This window comes from Sorangiineae bacterium MSr11367 (assembly GCA_037157805.1).
In the GTDB taxonomy this organism is placed as follows: domain Bacteria; phylum Myxococcota_A; class Polyangia; order Polyangiales; family Polyangiaceae; genus Pendulispora; species Pendulispora rubella.
The window spans coordinates 1680271-1698380 of sequence record CP089983.1; the positions used below are offsets into that span (position 1 = coordinate 1680271).

Annotated in this window: 9 protein-coding genes; 3 read left to right on the top strand and 6 right to left on the bottom strand. The window is 64.4% G+C overall.

Annotated elements, in window-relative coordinates; all coding sequences use genetic code 11:
- Positions 1-17: 17 nt before the first annotated feature.
- From LVJ94_06635 to LVJ94_06650, 4 genes are all read right to left on the bottom strand, one after another.
- Entirely contained in the window at positions 18-3956 is a 3939-nt protein-coding gene (locus LVJ94_06635) for a protein kinase (protein ID WXB06911.1), read from the bottom strand.
- A 258-nt stretch (positions 3957-4214) separates the two neighbouring features.
- Positions 4215-6776 (bottom strand): aminopeptidase, encoded by a 2562-nt coding sequence (locus LVJ94_06640; GenBank protein WXB06912.1) that lies wholly within the window; start codon positions 6774-6776, stop codon positions 4215-4217.
- A gap of 508 nt (positions 6777-7284) precedes the next feature.
- Positions 7285-7725, bottom strand: coding sequence for a hypothetical protein (locus LVJ94_06645; protein WXB06913.1), 441 nt, complete (start codon positions 7723-7725; stop codon positions 7285-7287).
- Positions 7726-7738: 13 nt separating this feature from the next.
- Entirely contained in the window at positions 7739-10522 is a 2784-nt protein-coding gene (locus LVJ94_06650; GenBank protein ID WXB06914.1) for a PQQ-binding-like beta-propeller repeat protein, read from the bottom strand.
- 260 nt (positions 10523-10782) lie between these two features.
- Here LVJ94_06650 and LVJ94_06655 point away from each other — a divergent pair, with 260 nt between their 5' ends.
- Together LVJ94_06655 and LVJ94_06660 are read left to right on the top strand one after the other, a co-directional pair.
- Positions 10783-12549, top strand: coding sequence for an FG-GAP-like repeat-containing protein (locus LVJ94_06655; GenBank protein WXB06915.1), 1767 nt, complete (start codon positions 10783-10785; stop codon positions 12547-12549).
- Between the two features lie 568 nt (positions 12550-13117).
- Positions 13118-13909: an SGNH/GDSL hydrolase family protein gene (locus LVJ94_06660; protein WXB06916.1), complete on the top strand. Its 792-nt coding sequence runs from the start codon at positions 13118-13120 to the stop codon at positions 13907-13909.
- Positions 13910-13916: 7 nt separating this feature from the next.
- On the opposite strand, the gene LVJ94_06665 is transcribed toward LVJ94_06660, so the two are convergent.
- Positions 13917-14849, bottom strand: a complete 933-nt coding sequence (locus tag LVJ94_06665) for a PEGA domain-containing protein (protein WXB06917.1) — start codon at positions 14847-14849, stop codon at positions 13917-13919.
- A gap of 20 nt (positions 14850-14869) precedes the next feature.
- Positions 14870-16273: a protein kinase gene (locus LVJ94_06670; protein WXB06918.1), complete on the bottom strand. Its 1404-nt coding sequence runs from the start codon at positions 16271-16273 to the stop codon at positions 14870-14872.
- A gap of 149 nt (positions 16274-16422) precedes the next feature.
- Between LVJ94_06670 and LVJ94_06675 the strand changes: the two genes are divergently transcribed.
- Positions 16423-18108: a M28 family peptidase gene (locus LVJ94_06675; protein ID WXB06919.1), complete on the top strand. Its 1686-nt coding sequence runs from the start codon at positions 16423-16425 to the stop codon at positions 18106-18108.
- Positions 18109-18110 lie beyond the last annotated feature (2 nt).

Here is an 18110-nt window from a genome sequence, read left to right on the forward strand (position 1 = left end):
GAACGCCGGCTCGATGGTCATGAATGCGTAGAGGCCATCCAGGAAGAAAGCAGGTCGCGCGCCACACGAAGGTCACGGGTATCGTGACCTTCGGTGAAGCTGGATAGAACCGGAGCAAGAAGCGCCGTGGCTTCGGAAATGCTCCCTTGGCTGGCAAGCAAGCGACCATAGCTGCAAGCGAGCCGCAGCTCCCAACTCCTGGCATGCTCGCGGCGCGCTCGTTCGAGGCCCTGCTCGAAGATACGTGCAGCACGATCGGGATCCGATGGGTCCATGGCGAGCAGTATTTCCGCTTTCACGCGGAGGTGCTCCGGGTCGCAATAGTTTTCACCCGTCCGTTCCGAGATCTCCATCGCTTTGTCGATCGAAAGCATGGCCTCGTCGAATGCGCCCATTTGCATTTGCCCCAGGGCAAGGATGGGAAAATAGCGCGTGAACCCCATGGTCGCGCCCATCGATGCCCGATGCTCCAGGGCCGCTTGAAGGTCGTCGATCCCGTGGAACTCGCCGCACTCGATTTGCGTGCACGCTCGGACGACACGGGCTGCGGCACCGAGAAACTGGAAGCCGTGTTCGTCGGCCAGACGCAATATCTCGTCGACGAGAGCTCGCGCCTCGGGGTACTCACCGCGGTCATTGTGCAGAATGGAGAGGAGGAGCAACCGTATGGTGAGGCTGGCCGGATGATCGTACTTGCGCGCGATGCGCACCCCCTCTTGGGACTGGCGAATCGCTTGTTCGGGCTCCCCCAAGAGCCAGAGGGTATAACCAAGATAGAGGTACAAAAGCGCGCCGACGTCGGCCCCCATATGGGCGCGAATCGCCCCTCGCGCCTGCGCCTCCTCATAGAGCCGTATCCCCGCCTCCGCATCGTTGCGACACACCATGAGGTCGCCGCGAGAGACGGCCGACGCCACCGTCGCCGTGTACGCGGCGAGGATCATATCTTGATGCGCGGCTCCTTTGGCACGGACCATCAGTTTGGCGGCCAAGTCGCGACTGGTGCGGTGCTCACCCCGAACGTGGCTCAATTGCTGTAGGCTCAACAGCGCCCAAAACGAGGGTTCGTCGCCGTCGTACCTCTCGGCGAGCTCACGAATCCGCAAAAGGGTTTCCCGAATACGGTTCGACTCGAGTCCATCTTCGGCGAAATACAAGCCCGCCAATTGGGCCTTCAGCAAAAGCTCTCGTCGGTCGCGGGCCGAATTCGATGGCAACAGATCCAGTTGTGCCATCGCACGAGCATAATGGGTGAGGGCGTCGGCGCTCGCCGATCGTTGCATGGCTTGCTTCGCCGCCTTCTCGAAGTACACGCAGGCCTCTTCGGGGCGCTTCGCCTCGGCGAAATGCCTCGCGGCGATCTCCGGGTTCTGCTCCGCAATTTGAGAAAATTGCGAAACCAGCACCTCCGCGGCTCGCTGGTGCAGCTCCTGCCGCTCGTGTTTGACGAGGGATTGGTACGCGGCTTCTTGCACCAGGGCGTGTTTGAACCGACACGTCGCGCGCGATAGGGGCCCTATGGGGCGAAAAATCCCTGTCTCGACGAGCTGGAGAAGTCCGCTCCGCAGTGATTCCTCGGAAAGAGGCCACATGGCCCGAAGGAGATCGTAATTCATCTCGCGCCCCAGCACGGATGCGACCCGCGCCAGCTCCCGGCCGGGCTCGGGCAAGCTGTCCAGGCGTGCGCGCAAGAGTGCCTCGAGGGTCGCTGGCACCGCGCCGACCCACGACGACGGTTCATTTCCGCCCTTTTGGAGCGCGTCCACCACGCTGTACGTGAGCTCCTCGAGGAAGAGTGGGACGCCGTCGGCGCGCTGTACGACTTGCTCCACGATCGCCGCGGGCAGATGGCTCCCGCGGCCGGCAAAGCCGACCATGGCCGCGCTCTCACTCGGCGAAAGGCGACCTGGAGCCAGGTGATGCAAGAGCGAAGACCGCGCCCAGAGCGGCTGAAACTCTTGGCGTGCGGTCACCAGCACCATGGCCCGCGCCGTCGCGAGACCCGGTAGCCAGCGCTCCAGCAAATCGAGCGTAATGGAGTCCGCCCAGTGCGCGTCCTCGACGACGAGCAGCAAAGGCTCCTGCTCGGCCAGCCGCTGGAACAAGCCGACGAGGGCTTCGAGCATCTGGTGCTTGACCAAATTCGCACTTCGCGACATCGCCAGAGCGGCTGTATCTTGCGAGGGAAGCCCCAGGAGGGCCGCTTTCTCCAGCGGAGGGGCATCCGGATCCAATCCCATCGAGTGCTCCAGGCCTTCGAGGATGGGCTGCAAGGCATTGCTCTGGGAGTGCGGCCAACATTGGCACCGCACCAACCTGTGCCTCTCCGACGCCAAACCTTCGAGGTGCTGCTCGAGCAGGCGCGACTTACCGATTCCTGCCTCGCCCGCGACCAACACGAATTGGCCTTTGCCGCTGCTGGCCGCGCTCCAAAGGCGGCGCAGTTCATCGAGCTCGGACGTACGCCCCACCAGCGGCGTGACGTTGCCCGCGGCAATCGGGTTGAAGCGGAACCGATTCTCTTTCCGTCGCAACAATCGATACGAATGGAGTGGCGCCATTCCATCTTCGGGCGCCACGTCATCGAGCGGCGCCAGCTCGAAGGCGCCCTGCAGGAGCATCTGGGTTGCTCGTTCCGTGAGAATCTCGTTCGGCTCGGCGCGGCGTTCGAGCCATTGTGCGACGTCCAGGACCTCGCCCTGCATCCTCAGCGGAGCGGCTTCCGGGTCCACGGCAAGTGGAATGCAGGGACCCGTCGCGACCCCCACGCGGGCGCCCCGCGAGCGCCCATCGTCGTCGGGCCGAAATGCATCGACGATCAGGGACGCCGCACGCAATGCGCGCTGAGCACTGTCTTCGTGGGCTCGAGGATAGCCAAAGCACGCTACGACCTGCCGGCCCAGGGAGGACAGAATCGTGCCCTCCAATTGGCGCACAATCGTGGCGCAGGCCTCGAAAAACTCGCCCACCGAGTCGTCGAGCCCCTCCGTCGATGTCGTGTACGAAAGGGAGCAAGCCATGGCGGTAATCTGACGCCGTTCGGCATTCGCCGCGGGCGTTCGCCGTCGCGGAACGCTCGGGGTCGACGTCGGCACCGCCTCGGTGTCGCTGGATTGTCCGCGCAAGGCATGCACGAGCAGCACTTCCAAGGCAACGAACGCGTCCAGCAAGTCGTCTGCGCTGCCGAATCGCGCGTCCTTGTCTTTCTCGAGTGCGCTCTTTACGATTCGTTCCGCTTCCTCGGGCAGCTCGGGCCGCGCCCCCCGCAGCGATGGCGAAGGGTCGGAGGCGAGGACGGTATTGCGCAATTCGGCAATGCGCTTGCTCGCAAAGGGAGAAACTCCCGTGAGCAATTCGAAGAACATCACCCCCGCGGCCCAGATGTCCGTCCGGCCGTCTTGAACCTGACCACTCCATTGCTCGGGCGACATGTACTGGGGTGTCCCCAGGAAATGCTTGCCGGCGACGTCATTGCCCGCGGTCAGTTGGGCGACGCCGAAGTCGAGAATCTTGGCCGTGCCGTCTCTCGTGATGAAGACATTGCTCGGTTTCAAGTCGCGGTGCACGATTCCGGCCCGGTGTGCGTGCGATAATCCCTTGGCGACGTCGATCATGAGTCGGACCGCGCGCCGGACATCGAGCACGGCTTCGTTGGTCTCGCGCTTTCGGGACATGATGACGTCGAGGGGATGCCCCTCGAGATGCTCCATCACGAGAAAGGGGAGTCCCTCGTCTTGGCCGATATCGAACATGCGCACGATGTTTTCGTGGTTCAAACGCGCGCACGCCTGCGCCTCGTGCTGAACACGCTCCAAGGCCTCCGTCGTGTTCAGATCTTTGCGCGTGAGAAACTTGATCGCCACCTTTCGATCGAGAACGGTGTCCTGCGCGAGGAACACGACCCCCATACCGCCCGTGCCCAGGCGCTCGATCAGCTCGAATCGGGTTCGGGTCATGCCGCCGAGCCTTCGTCCGGGCTTCAGGCCGGTGCTCACCGTTTTCGTCGACTCGACAGCATCGCTACGCGGCCGGTCGGGCGACCAACGAGCACCGTCCGTCACCGTTCCAACTGCGCTCTCCGGTTCGGCGGGCCTCTCTGGTTCCTTTTTCGTCCTCATCCTGATCGCCCGCACGTAGGATGCCACGGCGCATCCATGATGCCTACCGCGGGCGAGTTGCGAGCCGGACTGTCACGAGATGTGGGACCACTCCTCCTAGAACGGCAAGCCGGATGCGCAGCGGGCCGGGTCGCTGACGAAGGCGAGAACGTTTGGCTGCAATTTGGCGTCTGAAAGGCCGTCGACGAAGTTTTGCCATGCCGGCGAGGTTGGCGATCCGGGGATGAGCGCGTACGCGGCGCATACCGCGTTCGAGTGAACGATGCCGAAGTGGTGATCGACGGGATCGTGGAGCACGGCGCTCAATCCCGTGACGGCCGCGGCATTCTCGGGCAGCGAGGCCCCCTTCGTGGCCACGAGTCCATAAATCGCCTGCTGGAGGACGGTAAGGTCTTGCGAGTCAGACAGCAAGGCTACGAAGAATTCGCGCCACGATGGCGCGTTCGAGACGGGGACGCGCGATTCGGTGGCGTACCGGCTCAGATTGGTCACGGCGGCTTTGCGCTGATTGAGCGTGTCGGCGTGCGTGGCGACCCGTGACCAAATCGAGAATTCTCGCACGGGCGGCAAATCGAATTGCGAAAGGAACGCGATCCGATTCTCGGAGATGCTGCCGAATGCCTCGAGCCGCGCCCAATCGACGGCGAAGAGGCGTTCGACGTCGACCACCTTGCCGCACGTGGCCCATCGTTTCGTTCCAAGGGCGGCAAGGCCCACGGCGGGCGGCGGTTGCCGAAGTGCGCGCCCGATCACGCCGGACCAGGCCGCACGCGTTGCCGCGTCGAGCTTCGGATCCACCGCAACGTCGCACGCGCGCTGGATGGCCAGGGTTTCGGCCGCCTTGGCGTCGAGCTCTCGGACGAACGCGCCGAATTCCCCCGGCGCGAGCGCAGGCAGCGCGTGCGACAGGGTGGCGATTTGGTGCAACCCGCCCGCGCGAAGCCATTGCGCGATGGCCGCCTGGCCTTGGGGGACGAGCAGCGGTGCCACGCTCGTCTCGTAGTTCGCATCGGAGCTCGCGCCGTCCTGCGTGGCGAACACCTTGGCATCGGGATGCACGTCCTGCGGATCGATCACGAGAAACTCACCCGGTGTCTGGCGCGACAGCGTGACCGGTGTGTCGAGGGCCAGCGTCTGTTCGCGCGAGCTGCCGTCGGGAGAAACCCAGCGAACGACCATGGGCGTGATCAACGCGCCCTCCGGATCGCGCAAGGTGACGACGGCTCCGTCCGGGGCACTCTCCACGTGCAGCCGCGGGATGCTCTTGGCAACGACGGCGCGCCGCACGGCGGCCGTCGTCTCGGCGCCCAAATGGGGCGCGAACGCGTCGATGAAGGCGTCGGTCCCCATGGTGCCGTACGCATGTTCGCGAAGGACGCCGCGCAGCGTTTGCCAGAAGGGCGCGTCACCCAGACGGCTGCGAATTTGCGAGAGCAGCCACGCGGCCCGCGCATACGGCCCCGTTCCGTAGGAGGTAATGGGGATGGAGCGATCCCGAACGATGGGCTCCCCCTCGCGCGGTCGCTGGCGGTCGCCGCCGAGAAGCCCGACGTTCTCCTCGTCCAGGTAGCCGCGCAGGTTTTCCATTTCGAGGAGGGTGGCCATTCCCTCTTTGAACCACGCATCGTAAAATGTCTCGTTGGTGACGAGATCGCCAAACCATTGATGCGCGAGCTCGTGCCCCGCGACGTCGATGCCATCGGAAAGCGAGTAGTCGAGGTACGACTCACCCATCAGCGTGATGGTTGCGTTTTCCTCGCCCCAATCGCCCGGCATGAAGACTTGCGAGTAGCTCTTGAAAGGATAAGGGCCCACCAGCGCCTCGAACGCCTTCATCGCCCGCGCGGTTTCTCGAAGCGACGTGCGGTAGTCGTTGGGGATGCCTCGCCGGTGCCAGATGGAGAGGGGCACATGACGGTCGCCCGAGCGCACGTGGGCGGTCTCCACCTCGAAGTCCGCGACGTTGAAGGCCATGATGTACGTGGGCAAGGTGAAGCCGCTCTCGTATTTCACCCGATGCATCTTCGTGGCGCCGTCGATTTCGTCCGAAACGAGATCGCCATTGGCAATGAGCTTCTCGTGCGCCGGTATTCGCATATCGACCGAGAAGAATGCGCGGTCGGACGGGACGTCGTGGCTGGGCATCCACCAGTGTGCGCCGTAGCGTTCGGAGAAGGTGTAAGCTGCACGGACCGCTGCCGGGTCGCCTTTGAGCGCCGGCACCATGTAGAGGCGCGCACCCTGGCCAACGCCGCCGGAGACCGCGCCCTCGGCCTCGTAGTCGATCTCGAGCCGGACGGTTTCTGCGTTGGCCGGAAGATCCACACGCAATTTCTGGTGCTCGCGATCGACCGCAAAGGGGAGCGGCGTGCCATCGTCGAGCCGGACCGCGTTGATTTCGGACACGGCGCTGTCGAGAACCACGGTGCCATGTCCGCGGAGCTGGATGCTCACCGTGGCCACGAGGCGATGGCGCGCCCAATCGAGCTCGCCCTTCACGTCGTACCGCTCGACATCGTAGTTCGTCCCGGCCGTGGAGTCGTTCACTCCCAAATCGACGCTCGGGGTGGCGCCAGGATCGTCGCTCGCACTGGAGCAGGCTGCGACCAGCAACGTAAGGGATAGAACGCCCAGGTGCTTCGCGCGGAGTAGGTTCACGAACCATTTCTTACTGCATTTTTCAACCACGCGCGGCACGAATGAACCAGTCGGTTCGAACACGAAGATTCACGGCTCCCGATCTCGTGGCGCGTAAGGGCACGTGTTCGATTTCGTGATCCGAGCTGCCTTCTCCGAACACTGCGGAAGGAAGGGAAGGACATCGAAGCGGGGAACGCCATGCGTGCTTGCACCATGGAGCGTCGCCTTGCGCGCGATTTTGCCAAATGGATAGTCCTAATTTCGACGTCGGCTCGAAGAGCGCCGTGCGCCGCCGCTGTACGACCGCATTGCACCCTATCGAATGCGTCGGTCGCGTACTTCTCGCCGCGTGCCTGTTGGGGCTTCTGCTCACCACGCTCGTGTTCCTCGCGCGCTCCTTCGGGCCTCGCCCGTCGTATGCCGTCGAGGCGGAGCTCATTTTCGAGTCCACACGCGTCGCCAAAGGATTTGCGCTGTACGTCGATCCTGCACGGGGCGCGATGGAGGAAGGCGCGCCCGCCTCGCGCTATTTCGTTTTGTACACGCCGCTGTGGCCTTGGATCCTCGGCCACCTCGCGATGCCGTCCATCGCAAGTGTGAAGAACATCGGTCGCACCGTGAGCATCCTCGCGTGGCTGATCTCGCAGATCGTTCCCCTGTGGATTGCCCCCAAGGGAAAGCGCACGGCGCCAGCCATCGCGTCGATCCTCGGTGCGTGCTTGATCTTTCTCACCCGCAACGCCCCCGCGGGCACGCCGGACACGCTGGCCGCGGCCCTTGCCGCCGTAGGCCTCGCGCGTGCGGCAACGAAAGGCCGCGTCGATCCGATCTCGGCCGTGCTCTTCACGGCGGCACCTTTCATGAAGCCGAGTTGCCTCGGAATCTTCGCGGGAGCCGCCCTCGTTTGCGTGGTGCAGCGCAGGCCCGGGTTTCTGCGCACGCTGGGCGCCGGCCTCGCGACCTTCATCGGGTTCTGCATCCTATGCCATGGGCTGAGTGACGGTAAATGGCTGAGGGATATCGCCATGTCGACGGGGCAACCCGTGGCCTTCTCGCGCTGGGTCGTGGAGTTCGGCAGCCGCGCCGTCGTATTGGGCATTCCCCATGCGGTCATCGCGTTCCTCGCATGCCGAAGAAACGTCCCGGTGGTGGTGGTCGTGCCCCTGCTCACCAGCATCCTCTGGTCGACCTTCTTGATGGCCAAGGTGGGCAGCAGCACGCACTATTGGCATGAGCCTACCATCGCCGCCATCGCCGTCGTCGCGGCGATGGCCCGGGACGGCGTGGCCTTTTCCAAGGGTGGCCGAGCGCTGGTGCGGGGGGCGAGCTTGGTCCTCGCCGCCACGGTGGCGGGCATCTCGATATTTGGAATGCTGAAGGAGCTCCGCAGCTACGACGAGCACCATCGCGCCGTCGATGCCTTGGCGCGACATTGCAAGCGCGCACCGGGCGAGGTGGTCGTCTCGACGAATTTGGACGTGGAGCTCGATTTGAATGGGCGCTTGTTCGTGCCTGAATGGCAGACGTCGTTTCTCGTTCGACGCGGTCGCTTTCCAGTGGACGCATGGCGCGACGACTTGCGCCTTCCGAGCGTGCGCTGGATCGTGCTCGACTTCGATCTCGAGAACCCGCCGAGCAACCCGCTGGATCTCGGGCGCGTGAGCGCCTTCGGCAACGAGCTCCGCGACGTCGTCCGCGAAAACTTCGCCTTCGATGGGACGCTGAATGGCTTCTATCTTTATCGGCACATGTAAACGATTTCGCCTTACGGCAGCGCGAAGGCGACGAGTTTGGCGGGCTGACCGCCGCCGCCCACCGGCACCACGATGAACTGCCGGCCATTGGCCACGTACGTCATGGGCGATCCCGAGGCGTTTCCTGCAGGGATGGGCGTCTCGGAGATCATCGTTCCCTGAATCGGGGTCGAAGGCCCAAAGGTAAGCTTCGCTGTTTTGGACTTCGTAGACCGTGGTGAACGTGCTCGGCTGCTGCGGGCGCCGTGTCACGATGCCCTCCTGTGCGGCGAAGAGCAGATCCTTCGTGGCCAGAACGAAGCTGCGGCGCGGCCAACCCAGGCCGGACAGATGGAGATCTCGGAGCGCGGGATGATCGACGGGCCCGCGCCCGAGGGGCGTTTGCCAGAGGTGCTCGCCCGTGGTCATGTCGATGGCGGTCACGCGGCCGTAGGGCGGCTTGGTGATGGGCAATCCATTGGCCAGGGCAATGGGCGCCACATTGCCGGCGTACCCCGCCCCGAGAAATGGTGTGAGCGACAAGGTCACCGGGCGCGTCACCGATGGAACGTAGAGAATGGCCTTGTCCGGGTGGAAGCTGGCCCCCGACCAACTGCTGCCCCCGAGGTTGCCCGGCAGCGCAATGGCCCCCTTTTTCCCGCCAAGAAGCGAATTGTCCACGCTGGGTGGCGTGTAGAGAGGCCCATAGTCGTATTTCTGGACGAGGGCCAAGGCCTCTTGCCGCAGCGCCGGGGTAAAGTCGATGAGGTCCTCGTCGGTGAGGCCCTGCCGATCGACGGGCGCGGGTCGCGTGGGAAAGGGCTGCGTCGGCGAGGTGTGCTCGCCCAACACCGTCGACGCGGGCACGGGCCGCTCCTCGACGGGCCACACGGGTTGGCCGTTCACCCGATCGAGGACGAAGACCATCCCCTGTTTGGTCACCTGCGCCAGCGCCTTGATCGGCCGGCCGCCCACCTGGATGTCGAGCAACGTCGGCGCGGCGGGCGGATCGTAGTCCCACAAGCCGTGGTGCGTGAATTGATAATGCCAAACGCGTTTGCCCGTCTTTGCATTCACCGCGACCAGGCTGTCCGCAAACAGGTTGTCGCCCTGCCGCTGACCACCATAATAGTCATTGGCCGGTGTGCTTACCGGCAAATAGACATTTCCCAGCTCGGTATCGCAGCTCATCGTCTGCCAAACATTGGCCCCGCCGAAAGTCCTCCACGCATCGTATTTCCACGTATCCGTGCCGAATTCGCCCGCCTGCGGCACCGTGTGAAACGTCCAGCGCAGTTGGCCCGTGCGCACATCGAAGCCCCGAACGTCTCCAGGGGGCATTTCGGGAATGACGGGGAAATCCAGAATACTGGACCCCACGACCACGGTATCGCCGCACACCATCGGTGGTGAGGTTACCGAATAGAACTTCTGGGACACCGGCCGGCGGAGCCCGGCCTTCAAGTCGATGCGCCCTCCGGTGCCGAAGTTGGAGATGAGGTGCCCATGGATGTCGAGGGCGAGCAACTGCGCATTGCCGGTGCCGAAGAAGATGCGCTGGTCCTCGCCATCTTCCCAATAGGCCACGCCGCGTGCGACGAAACCGAAGTTTGGTGGAAATGCCACCGTCTTGCCATCGTCGGCCAAATAGCTTTTTGGGTCGTACACCCACAGCGTTTGGCCCGTTGTCGCATCGACGGCCGCCACCTGGCTGAGCGAGGTGCTTGCATAGAGCACATTGCCCACCATGAGCGGCGTGGTCTCGTAGGCATGCGGCCAAATCTTGACGCCGTTCTTGTTGATCTCCCCAACGATGGCATCGTCCGGCGAGGTCCAGGACCAAGCCTCCGTGAGCGACGACACGTTCTCGCGCGTGATCTGATGGGCGGGCGAATACTTGCTACTCGCACCATCCCCCGCGGAGTGGCGCCACTCGGCCGATTGGGTCCTGGGTTGGCAAGCGGACCACGTGAGCCAGGCAAAGCCGGCGAGGGGAATGGCGCCGAACGGCAGGAGTCTTCGCAGCGACATGGGGCGTCTCCTTCGAGGCATGTGTATCACGGCGTGTACCGATGGTTCTCGGTGTACCGACGCAAATACGTCATTTGGTACACCCGACCGACGGCGCCTCGGTACATGTGCGCCGCAAGCGGCGGGAATCACACGCGGAAGCCTCGGGCATTCGCGTTGCTATGGACGCCGGCGACGACGGCTCGATGGGGAACCCATCGACGTCCAGAACACGAAACAAGAACGATAAGTCGCTACGAATGGAAAGGTGTTGAACGAGAATGCGCCGACATGATCCCCTTTTGCTCGTGACGTTTCTCGGCGCGCTCGCCGTGGCCTGCAGCAGCAAGAGCGATGATTCGCCCGACAAGAGTCCCAACGATCCGGGCAACGATAACCCGGTTCTCGGAGAGAAGTTCGAGCTTTCGCCCATCGAGTACACGTTGCCGGTGGCCGGCATGCGCCTCGCGGGCATCTACACCACGGCCAACCAGGGGGCGTACACGAGCGAGGGCGACGAGTTCTGGGCCCTGCGCGACATGAACGGCGACAGGTATCCCGATTTGGTCATCACCACGACCATTCGCCAAGTGCTCTCCGAGGAGCCGGGTGACGACAACATCCTCGACGAAGTCTTCGACCTCAGCGCGTCACCGAACTGGCACGTGTACTTGGGGAGCGCCGAGGGCTTCCGCAAAGACTTCATCCAATGGCCCGTGCCGCAGGGCGGCCGGACCGCGCGCGGCTTCAACCGCATGGCCATGCAGGGAGGCGCCGATCGAATCCACAATGGCCACGGCCAGGTGAACAAGCAGGGCGATCTCGCCTGGGTGGTGCGCGATATGGACGGCGACGGCAAACCCGATTTGGTGGTGACCGGCTCCGCCGAGGAGCTCGTCCAAGTGGGGTATGTCTTCCGCGTCTTCGGCGGCGATGCGGAGGCGCCGTATTGGCGCGTGTACCTCAACGACGGATCGGGCTTCTCCAAGGAACCGACGAAGTGGCTCGTTCCCAAGACCCCCGTTTGGGATACGTTCGCGGGCCTCTCCCTCGAAGCCTCCGCCGTGCGGGCGAACTACAAGACACAGGTCTGGGAAATGCGGGACATGAACGGCGACAAGCGGCCGGACATCGTCGCCTACGGCAAGGTGGAGGAGATCAAAGCGGGGCCCGATGCCGGCGCTGGCGGCTTCCGCGCGCGTCCCCCCGGCCAACCGAGCGCGCCGCACTGGGACGTGTACCTGAACGACGGCAAGGGATTCTCCGCGGCGTCGACCTCGTGGACGCTGCCGAAGCAACGCGGGGTGGGCGACGATGGCCTCAACGCAACCTCTGGTCCCGCCAGCGTCGCCGACGCCGAGGACGGCGACAACGTGTGGAGCGTATTCGATATGACCGGCGACGGAAAACCGGATTTGGTCATCACCGCGTCCCAAATCAGCCAGCAGATGAAAGCCTTTGGCTATCCGAGCACGTCGCACTGGGAGGTGTACGCCAACACGGGCACGGGCTTCGACAGCATGAAACCATGGCCCCTGCCGCGCGGCGGAATCGGTGCGGGCGGATACTTTGCTGCGGCGGTGAGCTCCGTGAACGTTCCCGGCGACAAGGTGTGGAGGACGGTCGACATCGACGGCGACGCCAAGCCCGATCTGGTCGTCACCGGCGAATTCTCCGCCGGCGCCGACCCGGGCGTGTACAACCTGGGACGTCAGGGCGACAATCCGTTCTGGAGGGTCTTCCACAACAAGGGCGACTCGTTCGAAGGCGAGAACGAGGGCAAAGACTGGAAGCTCCCGCAGCCCGGCGGCCTGCGCGACCATGGCTTTGCCACGACCGAGAGCCTTTTCGCGAGCGAGGGCAGCAAGAAGGTCGGCGACGAAAACTGGACCCTTCTCGACGTCACCGCCGACGGCCAGCCGGAACTCGTCCGACTGAGCGACGTCCTCGAGGACCCGCGCAATCCAGGCAATCCGCAATATACGATTGCCCGAGTCCAGGGCTACGACCACACCCCACATTGGACGGTGCACAAGAACATTCCCTGAGTCGCGACGCCGCCGACTCGCTATCTCGCGGCGCCGTCTGGAATCGGGCGGCAACGTCAAGAGCCTTGCGAGCCGCGTCGAGCAACAGCCGCGCGCCTTCCAGCACCTGACCCGTGGCGCGCGCCCGCTCAAGCGCTGGATCGAGGAGCACATCGTGACGCCCATTGCCGCGGGCATGGCGGAGGACGTCCGCTTCGGCGCGACCGATGTCTTCGTGATCGCCGAGGCCGAGCCGCGGCCGTGCGGGGGTGAGTCGGCGATGATCCTGCGCGTATGACATGTGATCTCGCCATGCCTCGCGACGTTGTCGCGAAGTCGTGCGAAACACGTTGCCCAATTGCGAATAGACGCCGCGCGTCATGACCACGGATGCATCCCGTTCCGGAAAGGACGGACTATTCCATGTGATCATGGAATGTAGAATTGCCTGGAACTACATGGACTTTTGATTCATGCCTATGAGAGTATCTCACCGAAATAAGGTGTTCATCGAGTTTCGAAGTGCTCAATCGAAGCATCGCGATCTCGATTGCATCACGGATCGCCGTACTCGATGCGGAGGGCTGACATGAAATGGACTACGTTCTTGCCGTTGGCGTTGATGTTGGTCGGATGTGCAGCACGCGACGTCGATGAAGACTCCGAGGGAATCGAGAGTCAGCTCGTCTCGAACAATTATGTGGCGCTGGGCGACTCGTACGCATCGGGCCTCGGCACGAGGGAGTACACGGACGATGGCTGCAAGCGCTCCAACCATGCCTACGGCCCGCAGCTCGCCTCGGCGAAAGGCTTGAACCTGACGTTCGTGGCCTGCTCGGGCGCGCGCATCCCGGACGTGCGGAATCAACTGGGGTCCCTCAACTCCAACACCGGCTTGGTCACCGTTTCGGTCGGCGGCAACGACGCGGGCTTCGCCGACGTCATCACCAAGTGCGCCGGGCCCTGGCCGACGAACTGCAACGGCGACATCGACAAGGCGAACAACTTCATCAAGAACACGCTGCCCGGCCAGCTCGATGGCCTGTACAACGACATTCGCGCCAAGGCGCCCAATGCCGTGGTCATCGTCGTGGGCTACCCGCGCATCTTCAACGGGGAGACCTGCAACGCGCTGGCCCGCATCAGCGCGGACGAGCAGTCGAGGCTGAACGCGACCGCCGATCTCCTTGCCACGACGATCAAGGGGCGCGCGAGCGCGCACAGCTTCAAGTTCGTCGATGCGCGCACGCCGTTCAACGGTCACGCCGTCTGCGACGACACGGAATGGATCAACGGTCTCTCCAATCCGATCAGCGAGTCGTACCACCCGAACCGCGCCGGGCACGACACGTTTACGAATCTGGTTTCTGGGCTGTTCTGATCCGTCGCTAGAAGGTGCCTGAGAGAGAAATCCCCGCGGTGCCGTGAGGCCCGCGGGGAGCGGTGAGCACCAGCGCCAAACCACCGGCGCCCAATGCTGCACCGCCCGCGAGGCCGGCGATGGCAATGGCCTTCCATGTTCCCTCGGCGTCGACGTGCGATTGGCACTGCGACGGCCGAGGGGCCGGGTTGTCCGTTCCAGGGCAGCTCGGATCGTCGTTGTAGGCCGACACGGCGTTTGCGCGCGCGATGAGGCCGATGACTCCCGTGACCAAGGCCGCGCCGCCCACGCCGGTGAGCACCCAGCCCAACGTGCGCTGGGTCGCACCGCTGGACGCAGGAGGCGGAGGGACGTCGTTGGGGCGCGGTTCGCGCACGGGCGTCGAGGGTTCCTCCCGCGTGACGCTGGGGCGCAGCTCGATCGTCTCGCGTGCCGTTTCGCCCGGCGAGACGATGATGGTGCGCGACGTCGATTGGAACCCCTCGGCGCGCACCTCGAGGGTTCGATGCCCGGCTTCGATGCGAAGACCGCGCTCCAGCGGCAATTGACCGACCTGGGCGCCGTCGACGAAGAGCGCTGCACCCGCCCTTCCGCGCACCTCGAGGGTGCCGAGGTGTTGCGCGATGGTTCGGAGCGATTGCTCCAGCACCGCGCGGTTCTTCTGGATCCAGGGATCGCCCTGGCTCTTCAGCGCATCGCGCACATCCGCCTCGGCCGCGACCCATAGACCCAGCGCTTGCTCGGCGAGCCCCAGCTGCGCCTGCGCCCGCGGCGTGGGGGCGATGGTGAATGCCTTTCGAAACTCGGCCAGCGCTTCTTCGTCGCGCCCCTGCTCCCGCAGCGCCACGCCGTGCTCGATCAGCGCATTCGGATCGTCCGCCCATGCCGGCGAAGCGAGGGCGATGAGACCGAGGACCACGGCGAGGCGGGCGAAATGCACGGGCGCACTATAGCGTTTTCCTAGTGAAGGATCGGTGCCCCGTTGGGCGAGGTCCTCGGCGTTTCCGAAGGCGCTTGCGAAGAAGCGGATGCCGGCGCGCTCCCCGACGCCGCAGGGCCCGCCGGCCGTCGCGAGGAAGGCCGCCGCACCGGCGGAGGATTCGCTTTCAGCGGCGCGCCGGCATCGACCTCGACCTGGAGTGCGGTCGATGCAGCGACGATCTCCGACTCCGTGACCCGCGCCGTCGAGGGAGACGCCACCACCACCGCGGGCGACGCAGCACCCGACGTCGGCGTCGGTGCTGGCGCGGGGCCCGATCCTCGCAGCGCGAACAGCCCTGCACCTGCCACGAACACGATCACCAGCGACGCTGCCGCCACGACCCGACTCCTCCTCCGCGGAAGATCGAGCGCCGAAGGCCGTGTCCCACCCCACGTCGAGTTCTCCGTCGCATTCGTCGGCGCGGCTTGGACGGGCATCGCCACGTCATCCAGCGGTGCCATCGTCTCGGCCAGCGACCGCCACGCGCGCTCCGTCACCCCGCGCGATGCGCTCGCCGAGAAAGGCTCGAGCGCCGCCGCCAACATGGCCACGCTCGAATAGCGCGCACTCGGCTCCTTCTCCAGGCACCGCATCACGATGCTCACCAACTCCGGCGGCAGATCGTGCCGTGCCTCGCTCGGCGGCGCCGCAGGATCGCTCACCACCTTCAAACAAAGTTCGGTCAGCGTCTCCCCGTGGAAGGGCACCCGACCTGTGAGCAACTCGTACGCGATGATGCCCAGCGCCCACACATCGCTCCGCGCATCCACCGCTCGTGCCGAGCGCAGCTGCTCGGGCGCCATGTACAACGGTGAGCCCAAGACCGCCGTCGACTGCGTGAGCGCGGCCGCCGCCGTCGCGCCCGGGCCAATCTGTTTCGAAATCCCGAAATCGAGCACCTTCAGCAACGGTGCTCCATTGGGCCGCCGCGTGACGAACAAGTTGGCGGGCTTGAGATCGCGATGCACGATCCCCAAATCGTGCGCCTCCACGATGGCCTCGCACGCTTGCACGACGTATTCGACGGCATCGGCCACCGCCATCGGCCCACTTCGATGGATCAGGGTCGCGAGATCGTTGCCCTCCAGGAGCTCCATCACCAGGTAGGGAAGGCCCGCTTCCGTGGTGCCCACGTCGTACACCCGGGCCACGTGTTCGCTCCGCAGGCGCGACGAAGCCCGAGCCTCACGCAGAAAGCGCTCGCGAAAGGCCTCTACCTCCGCGACCCGCGGCAGCACGAACTTGAGCGCCACGGCCTGTTCGAGCTGCAGGTGCGTGGCGCGCACCACGACCCCCATGCCACCTCGGCCCAGGATTCGCTCGATCCGGTATTTGCCATCGATGACGTCTCCGATTTGGATCGGGAGTTGTTCTTCCGTCATCGCCATCGCAGGTCGTGCCCAGAATACCAGAGACGCTTCACCGTTGCGCGCCGCGCCGTGGCTGAGAGCGATGGCGTCTTCCGCCATTTTCTCTGTCAGTGGAAAATTCAGGTATCTCGAGGAGGAACGATGGCCGTAAAATCGTCCGTATGAGAACGACATACGGCCATCGCGTTTTCTTCGGGGTCATCTCCGTGGTTTCGCTCGCGTGCAGCTCGAGCGACGACGGCGGTTCACCCGCGGCGGATGGATTCTCTGCCGAAGAGCAGCGCCTTCAGTCGGAAGTCACGGCCGAGCGAATCGCGCCGCACATCCAATATTTGGCGGACGATGCCCTCGAGGGCCGCGGGCCTGGTTCGCCGGGCGGCCTGCTGGCGATGCAGTACATCGCCGACGAATTTCGCAAGGTGGGGCTCCAGCCGGGGGGAGAGCAAGGGACATTTCTTCAAGACGTGCCGCTCGTTGCCATCAAGGCGGAAGTTCCGACACCGGTCGTCTTTTCGTCGCAGCGCGATCCTCAGAAGAAGGAGTCGCTCGAGGTGCCCAACGAGCTCGTGGTCGTGTCGGGCGTGCACGAGCCCGAGGTGAAGATCACCGCGGCGGAGCTGGTGTTCGTCGGATACGGCATCGTCGCACCGGAATACCAGTGGGACGATTACAAAGATGTCGATGTGACCGGCAAAATCGTCGTGGTCATGAACAACGACCCCTCGGACGATCCCGCACTCTTCGCGGGAAGCACGCGTCTATGGTACGGCCGCTGGGATTACAAGTACCTGCAAGCCGCGAAGAAAGGGGCAAAGGGCGCCATCATCATCCACACGACGCCATCGGCCGGCTATCCGTGGCAGGTCGTGGTGACGTCGAACGCGCGGGAGAAATACGAGCTTCCGCCGTCGGGCCAGCCGCGCACGTCCGCCAAGATGTGGGCTACGGAGGAGGCCAGCAAGCGCATCGCCGCCCTCTCCGGTGAAGATCTGGATGCGCTGCGCAGCGCCGCCGAAAAGCGAGATTTCCGCCCTCGGCCGCTGGGCGTCACCATGGATCTCACGTTCACGAACACCGTGCGAAACATGAAGACGGGGAACGTCATCGGTGTTCTGCCGGGCAGCGATCCCGAGTTGGCGAAGGAGGCGGTCATCTACACCGCGCACCATGATCATCTCGGCTTGGGTGCCCCTCGCAATGGGGATGCCATTTACAATGGTGCCGTCGACAATGCATCGGGCGTGGCGCAAATTCTCGCCGTTGCACGTGCCGCTGCGCTTTCCGAGCCCAAACCGCGCCGCTCCGTCCTCTTCATGTCCGTGGGCGCCGAGGAGCAAGGTCTCTTGGGCTCGGAGTGGTACAGCGAGCACCCGACGTTCGCGCCGGGCCGCATTGCCGCGAATTTGAACACCGACTCGGCCAACGTTCTAGGCGAGACGCGCGACGTTGGTTTCGTTGGATTGGGCAAATCGTCCCTGGACGACGTGGTGACCGCCGTGGCCAAGGCCCAAGGCCGCACCGTGCATGGCGATGCGTTCCCCGATCGTGGTTCTTATTACCGCTCGGACCAATTCAGCTTTGCGAAAGTTGGAATTCCTGGAATCTACATCAAGGGCGGGCCCGATTTCGTCGGTCGCCCTGCCGGCTGGGGCGCGGAGCAAACGGTCCTCTTCGAGAGCACCAAGTACCACCAGCCTTCCGACGAATACGATCCCAATTGGGATTTGAGCGGCGCCGTTCAGGATGCACGGCTCTTGCTCCTCGCCGGACTGCGCATTGCGAATACGCCGGCGCTGCCCGCATGGAAACCGGGGGACGAATTCGCATCCATTCCCCGCCCGCGCTGAAC